Annotated in this window: 11 protein-coding genes; 4 read left to right on the forward strand and 7 right to left on the reverse strand. The window is 75.6% G+C overall.

From position 1 onward, the window contains the following. Window positions 1-35: 35 nt before the first annotated feature. A complete protein-coding gene (locus AC230_RS20840; RefSeq protein ID WP_049717855.1) occupies window positions 36-4,022 on the reverse strand; it encodes a Pls/PosA family non-ribosomal peptide synthetase in 3,987 nt (1,328 codons plus the stop codon). A gap of 577 nt (window positions 4,023-4,599) precedes the next feature. Next, a complete protein-coding gene (locus AC230_RS20845; protein ID WP_049717856.1) occupies window positions 4,600-5,001 on the reverse strand; it encodes a hypothetical protein in 402 nt (133 codons plus the stop codon). 252 nt (window positions 5,002-5,253) lie between these two features. On the opposite strand from AC230_RS20845, the gene ftsH reads away from it, so the two are divergent. After that, the gene (gene ftsH / locus AC230_RS20850; RefSeq protein WP_049717857.1) at window positions 5,254-7,173 is read left to right on the forward strand and encodes an ATP-dependent zinc metalloprotease FtsH; all 1,920 of its coding nucleotides are present in this window, start codon (window positions 5,254-5,256) and stop codon (window positions 7,171-7,173) included. 77 nt (window positions 7,174-7,250) lie between these two features. Here the strand turns inward: ftsH and AC230_RS20855 are convergent, their stop codons facing one another. Continuing rightward, the gene (locus tag AC230_RS20855) at window positions 7,251-7,538 is read right to left on the reverse strand and encodes a dsRBD fold-containing protein (RefSeq protein WP_049717858.1); all 288 of its coding nucleotides are present in this window, start codon (window positions 7,536-7,538) and stop codon (window positions 7,251-7,253) included. Between the two features lie 187 nt (window positions 7,539-7,725). Between AC230_RS20855 and AC230_RS20860 the strand changes: the two genes are divergently transcribed. The 3 genes from AC230_RS20860 (at window position 7,726) to AC230_RS20870 (ending at window position 12,668) form a co-directional block, all read left to right on the forward strand. Next, the gene (locus tag AC230_RS20860; protein WP_241833311.1) at window positions 7,726-10,197 is read left to right on the forward strand and encodes a SpoIIE family protein phosphatase; all 2,472 of its coding nucleotides are present in this window, start codon (window positions 7,726-7,728) and stop codon (window positions 10,195-10,197) included. A gap of 169 nt (window positions 10,198-10,366) precedes the next feature. Then, window positions 10,367-11,944, forward strand: a complete 1,578-nt coding sequence (locus AC230_RS20865; RefSeq protein ID WP_049717860.1) for an adenosine deaminase family protein — start codon at window positions 10,367-10,369, stop codon at window positions 11,942-11,944. A gap of 136 nt (window positions 11,945-12,080) precedes the next feature. After that, the gene (locus tag AC230_RS20870) at window positions 12,081-12,668 is read left to right on the forward strand and encodes a GNAT family N-acetyltransferase (RefSeq protein ID WP_049717861.1); all 588 of its coding nucleotides are present in this window, start codon (window positions 12,081-12,083) and stop codon (window positions 12,666-12,668) included. A 3-nt stretch (window positions 12,669-12,671) separates the two neighbouring features. Here AC230_RS20870 and AC230_RS20875 read toward each other — a convergent pair whose 3' ends face one another. The 4 genes from AC230_RS20875 to AC230_RS20890 all read right to left on the reverse strand — a co-directional run bounded on the left by AC230_RS20875 (window position 12,672) and on the right by AC230_RS20890 (window position 16,328). Beyond that, the gene (locus AC230_RS20875) at window positions 12,672-13,652 is read right to left on the reverse strand and encodes a CapA family protein (protein ID WP_049717862.1); all 981 of its coding nucleotides are present in this window, start codon (window positions 13,650-13,652) and stop codon (window positions 12,672-12,674) included. Window positions 13,653-13,714: 62 nt separating this feature from the next. Next, a complete protein-coding gene (locus tag AC230_RS20880; protein WP_049717863.1) occupies window positions 13,715-14,377 on the reverse strand; it encodes a methionine ABC transporter permease in 663 nt (220 codons plus the stop codon). After that, window positions 14,377-15,462: a methionine ABC transporter ATP-binding protein gene (locus AC230_RS20885; protein ID WP_198535583.1), complete on the reverse strand. Its 1,086-nt coding sequence runs from the start codon at window positions 15,460-15,462 to the stop codon at window positions 14,377-14,379. The genes AC230_RS20880 and AC230_RS20885 overlap by 1 nt, the downstream gene beginning before the upstream one ends. Beyond that, window positions 15,459-16,328 carry a MetQ/NlpA family ABC transporter substrate-binding protein gene (locus AC230_RS20890; RefSeq protein ID WP_049717864.1) on the reverse strand — a complete coding sequence of 290 codons (870 nt, stop codon included), beginning with the start codon at window positions 16,326-16,328 and terminating at the stop codon, window positions 15,459-15,461. Before AC230_RS20890 ends, AC230_RS20885 begins: the two co-directional genes overlap by 4 nt. Window positions 16,329-16,412: the final 84 nt, after the last annotated feature.

Consider the following 16,412-nt stretch of genomic DNA (forward strand, 5'->3'; position numbering starts at 1 on the left):
GCGTCTCCGGGTCGGGTCGGGGCGGAAATCGGGGGTCAGCAGGGACGGGAGGGAATGCCGCGCCAGCGGGTCCGGTCGGGCAGCCGCTCGCCCTTCATCACCAGGGAGAGGGCGTCGACGCCGGCCCCGGCGCCGACCCGCGCGTCGTACAGGACGACCGAGCGCGGGCCCACCGAGGCGCCGGCCCCGACGCGGACCCGGGACATCTTCATCACCCGGTCCTCGAACAGATGGGTCTGCAGCGAGGTGAACTCCCCGACCGCCGCGTCGTCCCCGACCTCGACGAGGTCGAACTCGGTGAGGTACGTGGTGTTCAGCCACACCCGGCGGCCGATCCGGGCGCCGAACAGCCGCAGGACCGGCGCGGCCCACGGGGAGCCGGTCAGCAGGTTGACCAAGGCCGGCACGACGAGGTTCTCGTACAGGCCGGTGACCAGTTCCGTGCGCCGCACCCACACGCTCCACAGCGGCTCGGTGCGCGGCCGGTAGCGGCCGACGACCAGCCACTTGAGCGCGACGGCGGCCAGCGTGGCGGCGAGCGCGGCGCCCAGCAGCAGGGCCGGGCCCAGCAGGAAGAGCACGAGGGGCGGGGCGGCGGCGGCCAGCCGCAGCGCGGCCCACAGGGCGGCCAGGGCGCCGAGCGCGGCGACGGTCGCGGGCAGGGTCACCCGGAAGTACTCGATGGCCAGGCGCGCCGCGATCAGGCCCCGGCCCGGGTCGTAGGTGAGCCTCGCCGGGAACGTGCGGCTCTCCTCCCGGCGCGGCAGGAATATCGCGGGGGAGCCCAGCCAGGTCGTCTCGGGGTCCACCGGCCGCTCGGGCGCCACGGAGTGGACCCCGAGCAGGCTGTTGTCGGCCAGGCGGCAGGAACCGGGCACCAGCGCGCCGTTGCCGACGAAGCTCATCCGGCCGACCTCGGCCGGCGCGAGGGCGACCCGGCCGCGGTGGAAGACGGCCGGGCCGACGACGCTGACGTCGGCGACGAAGCTGCGCTCCCCGATGATCAGCATGTCGGGGTCGACGAAGCTGACCGTGGCGACCTCGGACCAGCGGCCGGTGCGGGCGCCGAGCGCGCGCAGGAACGGCACCAGGTAGAGCGTGGAGTACAGGGCGTGCGTGACGGTCAGGCTCATGGCCAGCATCCCGTCGGCGATCCACTTGCGCACCCCGAAGGACCCGCGCTCCGCGTGGATGCCGGCCCGCGCGGACGGCAGGACGGCCCTCTTGACGGCGACCACCAGCAGACAGGTGGTCAGCACCACCAGGGGCCCGGCCGCCAGGGTGGCGACGGCGCCCCAGCCGAAGCCGTGCCGGTACGCCGCCCAGGCCACGGCGGCGGAACCGGCCGCCGCGACGGCCAGCGCGGCCACGACGGAGAGCACGGCGCCCGCCAGGTAGCCGGCGAGCACGGCGGGGGGCCAGGGCCGGTCGTCGGCGCGGGCGGTCAGGTCGCGGAGCAACGGCGGCGCCGCGTCCCGGCGTCGGGCCGGCGAGCCCGCCCAGTGCTCGCCCGGCGGGACGGAGGTGCCGGCCGGCAGCAGCGACTGGTCGCCCAGCGAGGCGTCGTCGCCCAGCCGGGCACCGGGCAGGACGACGCTGTTGGTGCCGACGTGGCAGCGCGCGCCCAGCCGCACCGGCGCCAGGGACAGCCGCCCGTCCTCGACCGCGTACGTCTGGAGGCGGGCGCCGTAGCCGACGGCCGTGTCGTCGCCGATCTCCAGCAGCGACGGCGGGGCGATCACGGACGACAGGTGGCAGCGGCGGCCGACGCGGGCCCCCAGCAGCCGCAGACAGGGGGCCAGCAGCGGCGAACCGGCCAGCAGCGGCAGGACGCTGAGGGCGAGCACCTTGCCGTGCAGCCAGAACCGCAGGTACGTCACGCCCCACAGCGGATAGCGGCCCGGACGCACCCCCGCCATCAGCAGGCGCCCGCCCAGGAGGGGCAGCACGAGCGCGCTGACGGACAGCCAGGCCGCGTCGAGCGCGACGAACGTGCCGAGCGGCAGGCCGATGACGCGGTCCAGGAGGCCGCCGGGCGCGGGCATCCGCACATCGGCGCCGGTGGCGGCGAAGGCCCGGTACAGCAGCACCACGGCGGGCAGGCCGAGCAGCAGCAGCCAGAGGTGGAGCCCCGCGGCCTGGGCCAGCCCGCAGGCCCACACCCGCGCGGAGGAGTGGCGCAGCGGCGGCTCGGCGGCGGCTCCCGTGCCCGGCTCCGGCGCGGCGGGCGCGGTGCCCGCGTGGGCGGCGAGGGAGCGGACGGTGGGGTGCGCGTACAGGTCGCCCATGGACAGGCCGCGCAGTTCCGGGTGCCGGCGCAGCCGCGACATCAGCCGGGCGGCGGTCATCGAGTGGCCGCCCAGGTCGCAGAAGAAGTCGTCCTCGACGGAGACCTCGCCGCCGCCGAGGATCTCCCGCCAGGCGGCGGCCAGTTGGCGCTCCCGCTCGGTGGCGGGGGCCACGTGCGGCCGGGCGCGGCGGGCCAGCGGGGGCGAGGAGGGGGCGGGCAGGGCGGCCCGGTCCACCTTGTCGGCGGCCAGCAGCGGGAACGCGGGGAGCACCTCGACATACGCCGGGATCATGTAGGACGGCAGCCGGCGCTGGAGCACGGCGTGCAGCCGGTCGCGCAACTCCTCGTCCCCGCAGGCGGCTTCGGAGGTGAGGGTCACGTAGCCGACGAGGTCCTGGACGACGCCGTCGCGTTCCAGCGGGGTGACGACGGCGTTCTCGACGGCGGGGTCCTCGCGGAGCACGGCCTCGATCTCGGCGGTCTCGATGCGGTAGCCGCGGATCTTGACCTGGGTGTCCACCCGGCCCAGGTACTCGATCTCCCCGGCGGGGGTGAAGCGCCCCCGGTCGCCGGTGCGGTAGATCCGGGGCACCTCGGCGCGGTCGCGCTCGACCGGGTTGGGCAGGAACCTTTCGGCGGTCAGCTCGGGGCGGTTGAGGTAGCCGATGGCCACCCCCGGACCGCCGACGCAGATCTCGCCGCTCTCGCCGTCGGCCACCGGCCGCAGCTCGTCGTCCAGCAGGTAGACGGTGTACGTGGGCAGCGGCGTGCCAATGGTGACCGGCCGGTGCGGGTCGAGCTCGGCGCAGGTGGCGGTGACCGTGGCCTCCGTCGGCCCGTACGCGTTGAGGATCCGGCGGCCCGGCCGCGACCAGCGGCGCACCAGGTCGGGCGGGCACGCCTCGCCGCTGACCAGCAGGGTGCGCAGCAGCGGCACGTCGGCGTCGAGGGTCGCGAGGAGGGTGGGGACGCAGCACAGCACGGTGACGCGCTGCTCGACGAGGAAGGCGGTCAGCTCGTGGCCGGCGCGGCGGCCGTCGGCGGGGCCGGCGACGAGGGTCGCGCCGCCCGTCCAGGCCGGCCAGATCTCCTCGACGGCGAAGTCGAAGGCGATCGACAGGCCCTGGTAGACCCGGTCCTCGGCGGTCACCCCGTACAGCGGCCCGGCCACGCGGAGGAAGTTGACGATGCCGGCGTGGGAGACGGCGACGCCCTTGGGACGGCCGGTGGTCCCCGAGGTGTAGACGACGTAGCTGACGGACGACGGGTCCACGTCCGGGCGCGGCCGGGCGTCCGGCCGCCGGGCCAGCTCGTCGCCGGCCCTGTCCACCTCCAGGACCGGGCAGGGCAGGCCCCGGGTGCGGGCGCGCAGGTCCGAGGCCGTCACCAGGTCGCGCAGGCCGGCGTCCTCGGCGATGAACGCCAGCCGGTCGGCGGGGAACGAGGGGTCCAGCGGGACGTACGCCGCCCCCGACTTGATCACCGCGAGGAGCGCCACGTAGAGCTCGGGGGACCGCTCCAGCAGGATGCCCACCGTGCTCCCGGGGCCCGCGCCGCGCCCGGCGAGCAGGTGCGCCAGCCGGTTGGCGCGCCGGTCGAGCTCGCGGTAGGTCAGCTCCCGGCCCTCGTGGACCACGGCCACGGCCTCCGGGTGGCGGTCGCACGAGTGCTCGAAGCAGTCCGCCAGGACGCGGGCCCCGGCCGGATGCCGGCCGGGGGGACCGGGCGGCACCCCGGAACCGGATTCCCCGGTCCTGGCGGGTGAACTCGTATGGGACATGGACTTCCCCCTGGGCGGAAGGTGATGAAACGACTTTGTCTTCTGGTCTGTTCGGGCGGCCGGCGGGCCGTATACGGTCCGGGCGCCGTCCGGCGGGAAATCGGGGGTGACGCCGAGGTGAAGGGCGGCGGTTCCGGCGGGCCTTCGCGCGTCCGCCCGATTCCTTGGAAGTCGCGCCTCGGAGCGGGGTGAAACCTAGGTGGCGTCCGGTGCGGGGACCAGCACTCCCCGCGCCAAGGTGCGCCGGCTCGTTCCGGGAGGTCCCCGGCACCGTCGGTGACGGTCCCCCGGGGAAGGCGCGGCCCGAGCGGGGCGGCGCCGGCACCCTGTTCACGGATCGTCACCACCGGACCGTCCGCCGGCGGTGGAGCCAGGACGCCCGGGGGGTGCGGGGCCCGGCTCGATCCCGCCGGTGAAGCGGTTGACGGGGCAAAGACTTTTTCCCGATTCTCCCTCCGGTCGCGCCGCCTTGTGCCGTCTCTTCGTCAACCGGGCACTGTTAAGCGGATGTTGCTCCCATATTGCGCTCCTAGGTCTCGGGGAGCGGCTTCAGGAGCAGCCGCACTTCGAGTTCGTGCTCGCCCGGCACCGTGCCGTGCTCCTCGACGCCGAAGGCCGCCGCGAGTTCCTCCTTGACCTGGTGCACCGGATCCGCGGCGCCGAACAGGTCGGCGGTCACCGGGGCCCCGAGAGCCGCCGGCGACGGCTCCCGGCCGGCCCGCCGGGAGCGGGTGTCGACCACGGTGCACCAGATGACCGGCTTGCCCTCCCCGGTCCTCGGCGGGCCCGGCGGCGCGGCCTCCCGCACCGGAACCCCGGCGCCGGCGGGGAAGGCGGCGTCCAGGGCGGCGATGACCGCGTCCGCGGCCCGTTCGTCGCAGCCGGTCAGATGGACGCTGACGTGATCCGCACTTTCGGGGGCGCTGCTCACCCGGGACTCCTTTGCCGTCGTCGGCCGCTGCCGCGCGGTTGTTCGGCTCGACCGTAAGGGAGGGCCGGACGGGCGGCACGCGGGGCGCGGCCGTCCGGGGGCAGGGTGCCGCGCCGCGGGCGCGGGTACCCGGTGGTCGGGGCCGCATGCCCCGACCGGGCTAACCCGGACCCGTCCGGCCCTGCCGGGTCGGGCCCCCATCCCCGATCCTGGGGACAGGGCGCCGCGTCGCCCGTGAGAGGGAGCGCTCCCGTGATCACTCGTATCCGTCTGCCGCACCGGCACCTGGCCCCGCCGGGCCACCCCGGGCCGCCGCCCGAGCCGCCCCGGCGGCCCGCCCCGCCGCCCTCGACCCCCTGGGGACGCTGGATCCTGGCCTTCGTCCTGGTGATGTTCGTCGTCGTCCTGCTGATCGCCCGCGGGCTGCCCGGGGAGAAGAGCCGGCAGGTCTCCTACAGCGACTTCGTCGCCAAGGTGAACGCCGGGCAGGTGCGGAGCGTCGACGTCGGCTCCAACGGCAGCGTCAACGGCAGGCTCAAGGACGGCACGCAGTTCACCAGCCAGCTCCCCACCGCGCTGGGCACCGGCCAGCTCCAGCAGCAACTCCAGTCCCACGACGTCCAGATCACCGCCACCACCAGCGGCGGCGGCAACCCCTGGCTCTCCGTCCTGCTGGCCTTCCTGCCGCTGCTGCTCCTCGGCGCCTTCTTCCTGTGGGGCGCCCGCCGCGCCGCCGGCTCCCTGACCGGCGGCATCAGCGCCATCGGCCGCTCCCGGGCGAAGATCATCGAGGCCGAGCGGCCCACCGCGGGCTTCGCCGACGTCGCCGGCTACGACGGCGTCAAACAGGAGATCAGCGAGGTCGTCGACTTCCTGCGCAGCCCCGAGCGGTATGCCCGGGCCGGCGCCAAAGGACCCCGCGGCGTGATCATGGTCGGGCCGCCCGGCACCGGCAAGACGCTCCTCGCGCGGGCCGTGGCCGGGGAGGCCGACGTGCCGTTCCTGTCGGTGACCGGCTCCGCCTTCGTCGAGATGTTCGTCGGCGTCGGCGCCTCCCGGGTGCGCGACCTCTTCGACGAGGCCCGCAAGCGCGCCCCCTCGATCATCTTCATCGACGAGATCGACGCCGTCGGCGGGCGGCGCGGCGGCGCCGGCCGGGTCGGCGGCAACGACGAGCGCGAGCAGACCCTCAACCAACTCCTCGCCGAGATGGACGGGTTCGACCCGCGCAGCGGCATCGTCGTCCTGGCCGCCACCAACCGGCCCGACGCCCTCGACCCCGCCCTCCTGCGCCCCGGCCGCTTCGACCGGCAGGTCACCGTGCCGCTGCCCAACCAGGCCGAACGGGCCGCCATCCTGGCCGTCCACGCCCGCGGCAAGACCCTCGACCCCGGCGTCGACCTCACCACCGTCGCCCGCGGCACCCCCGGCTTCTCCGGCGCCGACCTCGCCAACCTCGTCAACGAGGCCGCCATCAACGCCGTCCGCGCCGACCGCGCCGTCATCACCGCCCAGGACCTCGACACCGCCCGCGACCGCGTCCTGCTCGGCCGCCGCGAGACCTCCAACGCGCTGCTGCCCGAGGAGCGCCGCTCCGTCGCCGTCCACGAGTCCGGCCACGCGCTCGTCGCGGCGCTGTGCGAACACGCCGACCCCGTCGCCAAGGTCACCATCCTGCCCGCCGGTGTCTCCCTCGGCGTCACCGAACAACTCCCTGAGGCCGAACGCCACTTGTACAGCGAGGCGTACCTCACCGACCTCCTCGCCGTCCGCCTCGGCGGGCGGGCCGCCGAACTCGTCGTCTTCGGCGAGGGCTCCACCGGCGCGGCCAACGACCTGGCGGGCGCGACGCTCATCGCCACCCGCATGGTCCGCGAGTTCGGCCTCTCGGCCGCCCTGGGCCCGGTCGGCTACGGCTCCTCCACCCCCCAGTTCCTCGGCGAGTCCATGGAGGACCTCCAGCACCGCCCCTACAGCGAACAGACCCAGCGCATCGTCGACGAGGAGGTCGCCCGGCTCCTCGCCCACGCCGAACAGCGCGCCGTGACGATGCTGCGCGAACACCGCCCGGCCCTCGACCGGCTGGCGGAACTCCTCGTCGCCAAGGAGACGGTGGACGGGGCGGTGGTGCTGGAGGTCCTGCGGGGGGAGCCGGGGCCGGCGGCGTCCTGACCGCCCCGGCGCGAACACCCTTTCGGGATGGCCTTTCGGGACCGCACCGCCGGCGCTCACGCCCCGGGCCGCGCGGTCTACGGCTCCCAGCCGTACATCGGGGAGCGGCGTCCCTCCGGGCCCGCGCCGCGTGCCGCGACGTCCCGCTCGGCCGTGCCGATGAGCTTCTCGCCCAGTTCGCGCAGGGCGCGGCCGGCGGCGAACTCGTCGCCGATGAGGCGGACGTCCGTGTCCTCGGGGGAGCGGTGGGCGACGCCCTGGCCGGTGAAGGAGGCGGCGCCGGTGTCCAGGACCGCGCGGGCCTTGGTCGTCTCGCCGTCCTCGGTGAGGTTCACGCGGATCCGCCACTCCGTGGTGTGCTCCATGGCTGAACTCCTCGGTCGCGTCGTCGAGTGGCCCCGAGCCCGACTCCATTCTGCCGCCGCCCGTCCCGGCGCGAACGCCCGGGGCCGTGTTCGCTACCGTGGGTAGTGGGGTCCGTGCGGACGGTCGTACGAGAATGGGGGGCGGAGCCGGGGCCGTCCCGGGCCCGGTTGTGCCATGCTCGGGACCGTGACGAGCGAGTCTGTGCGGGACGGCGAGTCCGGTGTTGCGCCCGATGTGGCCCAACTGGCCAGAGTCGTGGCCAAGTTGCGGGAGGAGAACGAACGGCTGGAGCATCTGGCCTCCACGGCGGCCGTGTTGGAGCGGGCCAAGGGCGTCCTCATGGCCCGGACCGGCCGCTCGGCCCCGGCGGCGTACCAGGAGCTGACGCGCCGCGCGTCGGCCGGCGGCCGCACGCTGATGGAGGAGTGCTGGCGCGTCCTGGGCGACCTGGACGCCGGGGAGCCGGCCGCCGGCCGGGAGCCCGCGGGGCCGCCGGAGGACGGCCCGGAGGGCCACGCCCCCGGCCGCGGCTCGGTGTTCGACTCCGAGCGCTACCTCCGGCCGCGCCGGGACCGGGCGGCCGTGCCCTCGCCCAGGCGCCGGGAGGCGACCGGCGCGGAGATCCTGCGCGCCCTCGGCGAAGCGCTGACGGACGTCACCGACGCGCGAGAGCTGGCCGGCCGGCTGCTGGAGCACCTGGCGGGGCCGCCCGCCCGGCTCGACGCCGTGACGGTCCTCGTGCGGAACGAGGACGGCGCCCTGGAGCCCGCCGGGCAGGCGGGCACCGGGGCGGTCCTCTCGACGGAGTGGTGCTGCGTCCCGCCGCTCGACGTCATCCGATCGGGTGAAGCGATCTGGCTGGAGGACCCGGACCGGGACGGCGGCGGCCACCGGCCGCCCGGCGACCCGCCCCGGCGGTGGCCCACCCGGGCCTGGCTCCCGCTGGCCACCGGCGGCACCGTCACCGCCGCCCTGGGCGTCCTGCGCGCCACGGAGGCGCCCTTCGGCCCGGCCGTGCGCGCGCTGCTGCTTGAGGCGGCCCGGCTGTGCGCCGGCAGCCTCCGGACCTGCGAGGACGGCGGCGCGCCGGCGGGCCGCCCGCGGCCGGCCGAGCGCCCGGAGGGGCCCGCCGGCCGCACGGCCCGGCTCGTCCAGCCGGTCCTCGACGCCCTCCCCGGCGCGGCCGTGCTGCTCACCCCGGTCCGTTCGGCGAGCGGCGAGGTCGAGGACTTCCGCATCGACGCCGCCGCCCCGTACTCCGTCGACGTCGCCGGACGCCGCGGACGCCGGCTCGTGGGCCGCCGCGTCCTCGAGTGCTACCCCACCCTGGCCGGGACGGAGGTGTGGCGGGGCTACCTGGAGACCCTGCGGACCGGACGCCCGTACGCCTGCGGCCCCTTCCCGTACGAGGAGGTCGCCCCCGGCGTCCGGCGGCTGTCCACCTTCTCGGTGCGGGCCGCGCGGCTGGACGACGCGCTCGTCGTCACCTGGACCTGCCACGACGGCGCGGCCCGCCAGCGCGAGCTGCTGGGCGACGTCCAGCGGCTGGCCAACCTCGGCTGGGCGGACTGGAACCTCGTCACCGACACCATCACCTGGTCCCAGCAGGTCTACGCCATCCTGGACCGCGACCCCGCCGAGGGCCCGCTCAGCCTGGAGGAGCTGCCCCGCCACCTGCTCCCCGAGGACCTCCCCGCCTTCGGCCGGGCGGTCCGCGGGCTCCTGGAGGCCGGCACCCCCGTCGACCACCCCTTCAGGATCGTCACCCGGTCCGGCGTCCGGCACCTGAGGGTCGTCGCGGAGGCGGTCCTCGACGCCCAGGACACCCCCGTCGAGGTGCACGGCTTCGTCCAGGACATCACCGCCCAGCGGCTCGCCGAGCTGGCCCTGACGGAGACCCGGCAGGCCGTCCTGGCCCAGCGCACCGTCCTCCAGGCCGAACGCACCGTCGCCGCCCGCCTCCAGCAGGCGCTGCTGCCGCTGCCGGGCCAGTCGCTGAACCTCGCCGGCCTCCGCGTGGACGTCGCCTACCTGCCCTCCCACGACGACCTCAACGTCGGCGGGGACTGGTACAGCGCCGTCGAACTGCCCGACGGCGGAGTGCTGTTCGCCGTCGGCGACGTCGCCGGGCACGGCCTCGACGCGGTGGCGACCATGGCCCAGCTCCGGTTCACCGCCAAGGGAATGGTCCTCACCGGATCCTCGCTCGCCGACGCGCTGCGGCGCCTCAACACCCTGCTCCTGCACGTCCCCGAGACCCACCACACCACCGCCACCATGGTGCTCGGCCGCTACGACCCCGCCACCCGCTGCCTGGCCTGGGCCCAGGCCGGCCACCCCCCGCCGCTGCTCGTGCGCGGCGGAAAGGCGGAGTTCCTCACCCCGCCCGACGGCGTGCTGCTCGGCGCGGTGGCGGAGCCCTCCTACGTCCGCGCCGAGTGCCGCCTCCGGCCCGGCGACCACCTCCTGCTGTACACCGACGGCCTCTTCGAACGGCGGGGGGAGCTCCTCGACGAGGGCCTCGGCCGCCTCGCCGCGGCCGCCCGGCAGGAGTTCGGGGGCGACGGCCCCGGCTCCCTCGACGCCCTCCTCGCCCGGCTGCTGCCCAGGGAACAGCGCGACGACGTCTGCTTGATGGACGTGCACCTGCCGCGCTGACCGCCCCGGGCGGGGCGCCCGCCAGGCGTGTCGCCGGCGGCGCCGGCGTCAACTGGACAACAGCGACAGGCCCGTTGTGCGGGCAGTGGAGCGTTGCCATGGTGAACGGGTCGGCCAGACGGTAGACCGGTGTCGTCATCGCAGGCGACGGCCACTGCCAGGAGGTCCGGTGAACCATCGACGTGTGCTGCTGCGCAGTGCCTTGGCCGCTGTTCTCTGCGCGGCCGTGCTGCCCGCCTGGGGAGCGCCGGAGCGCGCCCGGCGGGAGGAGAACACGGCCGAGGCGGCCACCGCCGCGTACATGGAGGAGCTGCGCGGCCGCCCCCGCGCGCTGCGGGCGTTCCTGAGGGCCCTGCCCAAGGGCGCCGACCTCCACAACCACCTGGGCGGGGCGGCCCCCACGGAACTCATGGTGGAACTGGCCGCCCGCGACGGCCTGTGCATCGAGCCGGACACGCTGCGCGCCGTCCCGCCGCCCTGCCGCGCCGGCGGCAGACCGGCCGCGGACGCCGGACACGACGCCGCGTTCCACCGCCGACTCCTCCGGGCCTGGTCCATGCAGGACTTCGTGCCGGGCCGCGAGACGGGGCACGACCACTTCTTCGCCACGTTCGAGAAGTTCGACGAGATCGAGACCGGCCACATGGGCCGGCTGCTGGGCGAGATCGCCGACCGGGCCGCCGAGCAGCGCCAGTTCTACCTGGAGACCATGGTCAGCCACCCGGCGGCCGGCGTGGCCGCGCTCGCCGCCCGGGCCGGACACGACCGGGACCTCAGCCGCATGCGGCGCAGACTGCTGGCCGGCGACGGGCTCGGCCGGCTCGTCGCCCGCGCCCGCGCCGCGACGGACCGGGCGATGGCCGAGTTCCACGCCGCCTCCCGCTGCGACACGCCCCGCCCGCACGCCGGATGCGGCCTGCCGGTGCGCCTCATCACCCAGGTCGACCGCGCCGCCGCCCCCGAGCAGGTCTTCACCGAACTGCTGCTGGGCTTCGAACTCGCCCACCGCGACCCGCGGTTCGTCGCCGTCAACCTGGTGACCCCGGAGGACGGCGCGGTGGCGCTGCGCGACTACGGACTGCACATGCGCATGCTGGACCGGCTGCACGGCTGGTACCCGGAGGTCCACATCACCCTTCACGCCGGGGAGTTGGTGCCCGGCCTGGTCGCCCGCGACGCCCTGCGCTCGCACATCCGGCAGGCCGTGCGCACCGGGCACGCCGAACGCATCGGCCACGGCGTGGACGTGCTGTGGGAGGACGACCGCTCCGGGCTGCTCGCCACGATGGCCGCGCGGCACGTCCTGGTGGAGACGCCCCTGACGAGCAACTCCCAGATCCTGGGCGTCTCCGGCCGCCGCCACCCCTTCGGCCTCTACCGCCGCCACCGCGTCCCCGTCGCCCTGGCCACCGACGACGGCGGCGTCGAACGCTCCGACATCACCACCGAGTACCAGCGCGCCGCCACCTCCCACCGCCTCGGCTACCGGGCCCTCAAGGACCTCGCCCGCACCTCCCTGGAGTACGCCTTCCTGCCCGGCCGCAGCCTGTGGCGCGGCCGCGACGCCTTCACCCCCGTCCCCGAGTGCGCCCACGACCGCCCGGGCACCTCCCGGCCGCGGGCGGCCTGCGCGGCCGTGCTGGCGGCGAGCCCCAAGGCCGCCGTGCAGTGGCGGCAGGAGGAGGCGTTCGCGGCGTTCGAGGAGAGGGCTGCCCGGGGGCGCGGTGACGCGGGGCGCCGCCGCTGACCGGGCGCCCGCCGGACGGGGCGGCGGGGGAGGCGGCGCCCAGCGCCGGTGCAGGTGGGGGCGTTGCCGGCCGGAGACCGCACCGTCCCTATGCTGCCGGACGTACCAGCCGTCGGAACGCACCCGGAGGACCACCGTGCTCAGCTCGCCCCTCGCCCCCGGCGCCGGACTCCATCCCCTGGAGCCCTGGCAGGCCGAGGAGTTCGCCGCCTACATCGACGCCCACCGTGAGCACCTGGGCCGGTGGCTGCCGTTGGCCTCCGCCATCACCGGCACCGAGGCGGCGCGCGCGTACCTCCAGCGCTATGCGGATGCCCAAAGCGCCGATACCGGGCGTCTCTTCGCGATACGGCTCGACGGAGCCCTCGTCGGCTGCGTGCTGTTCCGGGTCTTCGACACCCGTTCGGGCGTCTGCGAGCTGGGGGCGTGGATCAGCCGCGGGGCGGAGGGGCGGGGGCTGGTCACGGCGGCGGCCCGGAGGCTGATCGACTGGGCCTTCGACGTGCGCGGCATGGCCCGGGTCGAGTGGCGCGCGGCGGTGGGCAACCACCGCAGCGCGGCGGTGGCCCGGCGGCTGGGCATGACCCGGGAGGGCGTGCTCCGGCAGGCGGTCGAGGTGGACGGGGCGCGGCTGGACATGGCGGTGTGGTCGCTGCTCGCCGGTGACCGCGGTGTCCCGTCCGGGAGCGGCGTCCGGCCGGCCCGGCCCGAGCGGGTCGGCTGACCGCTACCCGTCCGCCGGCCAGTCGGCCGTGAGCCGCCCGTCGTCCCCCTCGGTGACCGTCGTGCCCAGTGCGGCGCTCGCGCGGACGAAGCGGTCGCTGATCCGGCGGCGGGCGCCGTCCTCGGCCTCGACGGTGTGGCAGTGCTCCAGGCACAACGGTACGGCCTCCAGCCGGACGGGGCGGGGGCCGTCGAAGGCGACGAGGAAGAGCAGGCCGAGGTCGTTGCGCAGGACGGGGTCCACGGCGTAGTCGTCGACGAAGTCACCCATGTCGTAGAGGGTGCGGTGCCCGGCCCCGTGGAAGACGTGCGCGGAGTGGCCGGCGACCAGGGCGGCCCCGGCGGCGTGCAGGGCGGTGGCGGCCGCACGGACGTAGGAGGGCGGCCGGGCGGTCATGTTGGGGCCCCAGTGCGGGGTGACGAGCACCGCGTCGGCCGAGCGCCCGGCCTCCTCCACGGTGCCGCGCAGCCAGGCGGGCAGCCCGTGGCGCAGGTCGGCCAGGGCCACGCCGGGCCGGGAGGGGGTGGCCGCGAAGTCCTCGGGGTGGTCGGTGGCGCCCACCACCGCCAGGCGCAGGCCGGGGGCCTCCAGGACGGCCGGGGCGCGGGCGCGTTCCTCGTCGCGCCCCGCGCCCACGACGGCGATCCCGGCCGCGGCCAGCAGGTCCAGGGTGTCGGCGAGGGCGTCGTACCCGTAGTCCAGGGCGTGGTTGTTGGCCAGGGTCACGCAGTCCACGCCCAGTTCCGCCAGGACGCGCGCCGCCTCGGGCGGGGCCCGGAAGAAGAACGGCTTCCCCGGGGCGGGCCAGGGCTCGCCGCGGTCCGAGACGCAGCACTCCAGGTTGAGGACGACCAGGTCGGCCGCCGCGAGCCGCCCGCGCAGGGCCGGGCACAGCAGCGTCGCCGGCTCCGGCGCCGCCGCCAGCCGCTCGGCGACGCCGCGTCCCAGCATGGTGTCCCCGGCCAGGGCCACGGTCACGGTCACCGTCGCACCTCCCGCGTCCTCCTTCCCTCCAGTCTCGGCGGCCCCCTGGCCCGCGGGCAAGGTCAGCGGCGGAGCACCTTGCGGGCCAGGAGGTTGCCCAGCAGCTGGGCGATCTGCACCAGGACGATCAGGACGGCCACCGACACCGCCATCACGGAGGTGTCGAAGCGCAGGTACCCGTACGTCATCGCGAGGTTGCCGACGCCCCCGCCGCCCACCGTCCCGGCCACCGCCGAGAAGTCGATGAGGGCGACGAGCACGAAGGTGAAGCCGAGCACCAGCGGCCCGAGGGCCTCGGGGATCAGCACGGTCACCACGATGCGCAGCGGCCCCGCGCCCATCGACCGCGCGGCCTCGATCACCCCGGGCTCGACGGTGAGCAGGTTCGTCTCGACGATCCGGGCGACGCCGAAGGTGGCGACGACGACCATCGGGAAGACCGCCGCGTCGGTCCCGATCATCGTCCCGACCACGCTGCGGGTGACGGGGGAGAGGGCGACGATCGCGATGATGAACGGCACCGGGCGGATGACGTTGATCAGGGCGTTGAGGACGGTGTGGACGAGGCGGCTGGGCAGGAGGCCGCCCTTGCGGGTGGTGTGGAGCGCGAGGCCGACGCCGGTGCCGAGGAGTGCGGACAGGGCCAGGGTGACGAGCACCATGTAGACCGTCTCGCCGGTGGCGTCCACGACCTTGGGCCAGAAGGTGTGCCAGTCGGCGTGCATCAGGCCACCGCCTTTCCGTGCGCCTCTTCGCGGGTCGCGCCGTGGGGCGCGTCTTCGGTCGCGTCCCGGGCCGCTTCGCGGGCTGTGAGGCCGGCGAGGAAGGCGTCGACGTCGGCGTCCTCGCCGTGCAGGGCGAGGGTGACGCTGCCCAGCGGGGCGCCGCGGACCTCGCCGACGCCCGCGTGCGCGACGGTGAAGTCCACGCCGTGCGCGCGCAGCAGCCGTGACAGCCGTGCGGAGGCGGCCGCGTCGCGGGTGACGGGGACGGTCACCAGCCGCCCCGGGTGCCGGGCGCGCAGCCGCTCCCGCGCGGCGTCCCCGGGCAGGTCGCGCAGGGCGGAGCGGACGAAGACCTCGGTGACCGGGTGGCGCGGGCGCGCGAAGACGTCGTAGACGTCGCCGTGCTCGACGAGGCGGCCGCCCGACATGACGGCCACCTCGTCGCACAGCGCGCGGACGACGTCCATCTCGTGCGTCACCAGGACGATGGTGACGCCCAGTTCGGTGTTGACGCGGCGGAGCAGGTCGAGGACCTCGCCGGTGGTGTGCGGGTCGAGGGCGGAGGTCGCCTCGTCGCACAGCAGCACGCCCGGGGAGGTGGCGAGCGCGCGGGCGATGCCGACGCGCTGGCGCTGTCCGCCGGAGAGCTGTTCGGGGTGGCGGCGGGCCTGTTCCTCCAGGCCGACGAAGCGCAGGACCTCGGTGGCGCGGGCGCGTGCCCCGGCGCGGGACACGCCCGCCAGCCGCAGCGGGTAGGCGACGTTGCCGAGGACGGTCCGGGAGCGGAACAGGTTGAACTGCTGGAAGACCATGCCGATGGAGCGGCGGACCGCCCGCAACTCCCTCCCGTCCAGGGCCCCGAGGTCCCGCCCGTCCACCAGCACCCGCCCGGAGGTGGGGACTTCGAGGTGGTTGACCAGGCGCAGCAGGGTGCTCTTGCCCGCGCCGCTGTGCCCGACGATCCCCAGGACGCGGCCCGCGGCCACGGTGAGGGAGACGTCCTCGACGGCGGTGAAGGGCTTCGCGCCCCGGCCCGCGCCGGGGTAGGTCTTGGCCACGTCACGCAGTTCGATCACGGTGGTCATCCCTCCTGCCGGGTGAGGCGGTCGAGTTCGCTCCGCAGTGCGGCGCGGGGGATGTCGACGACGTAGCGGGCGCCGCCGGAGGACTTCCGGACGGCCTCCTGCACCTTGGGCGAGCGGTAGATCCTGACGATCTTCCGGAGCCGTTCGTCGTCCTCGTCCCCGCTCCGGGCCGCGATGACGTTGACGTACGGACGCGTGGTGGCGGCGCGCGGGTCGTCGTGGAAGATCGCCCGGCGCACGTCGTAGCCGGCCTGTTCGGCGACGCCGGCGTTGATGACGGCGGCGGCGGTGTCCTGGAGGGCGCGGGGCGTCTGCTGCGCGTCGACGGGTGTGATGACGATGTGCCGTGGGTTGTCGGTGATGGCGTCGGGGGTGGCGTAGACGCCCGCCTTCTCCGCGACGCGGACCAGGCCCGCCGCCTGGAGCACCAGCAGGGCCCGGCCCTGGTTGGACGGGTCGTTGGGGACGGCGATCCGCGCGCCGTCGGGAAGGGCGGCCACCGAGGCATGCTTGAGCGAGTAGAGCCCCATCGGGGCGACGGAGGTGGAGGCGAGGGGGACGATGCGGGTGCCGTGCTGCCGGTTGAACTTGCCGAGGAACGCCAGGTGCTGGAAGGCGTTGAGCTCGATGTCCCCGTCGGCGAGCGCCTTGTTGGGGAGCTGGTAGTCGTCGAACGTCACGGTCTTGACGTCGACGCCCTGTTTCCTCGCCTCGTCCGCCAGGACGTCCCACTCGGGGTCGGCGCCGCTGATCCCGATGCGCACCGGCCCGCCGGCGCCGGAGCCGGACGGGCCGCAGGCCGGGAGCAGGACGGCGAGGGCGGCGGCCAAGGACGTCGCCGCGGCGCGGCGCAGGGTGGTTCTCATCGGGGCTCATTCCGGTGGGTACGGGACGGAGGGCGGGCCGCGGAGGCGCGGCGGTCCGGTGATCGTATGGTCAAAAACGCCTAC

Origin of the sequence: Streptomyces caatingaensis (assembly GCF_001187435.1) — a bacterium.
Lineage (GTDB): Bacteria > Actinomycetota > Actinomycetes > Streptomycetales > Streptomycetaceae > Streptomyces > Streptomyces caatingaensis.

Coding starts and splice junctions, on each gene's coding strand:
- AC230_RS20880 (WP_049717863.1), bottom strand. CDS start 14,377: ATGCACGCCGACTGGCACACCTTCTGGCCCAAGGTCGTGGACGCCACC.
- AC230_RS20855 (WP_049717858.1), bottom strand. CDS start 7,538: ATGGAGCACACCACGGAGTGGCGGATCCGCGTGAACCTCACCGAGGAC.
- AC230_RS20885 (WP_198535583.1), bottom strand. CDS start 15,462: ATGACCACCGTGATCGAACTGCGTGACGTGGCCAAGACCTACCCCGGC.
- AC230_RS20890 (WP_049717864.1), bottom strand. CDS start 16,328: ATGAGAACCACCCTGCGCCGCGCCGCGGCGACGTCCTTGGCCGCCGCC.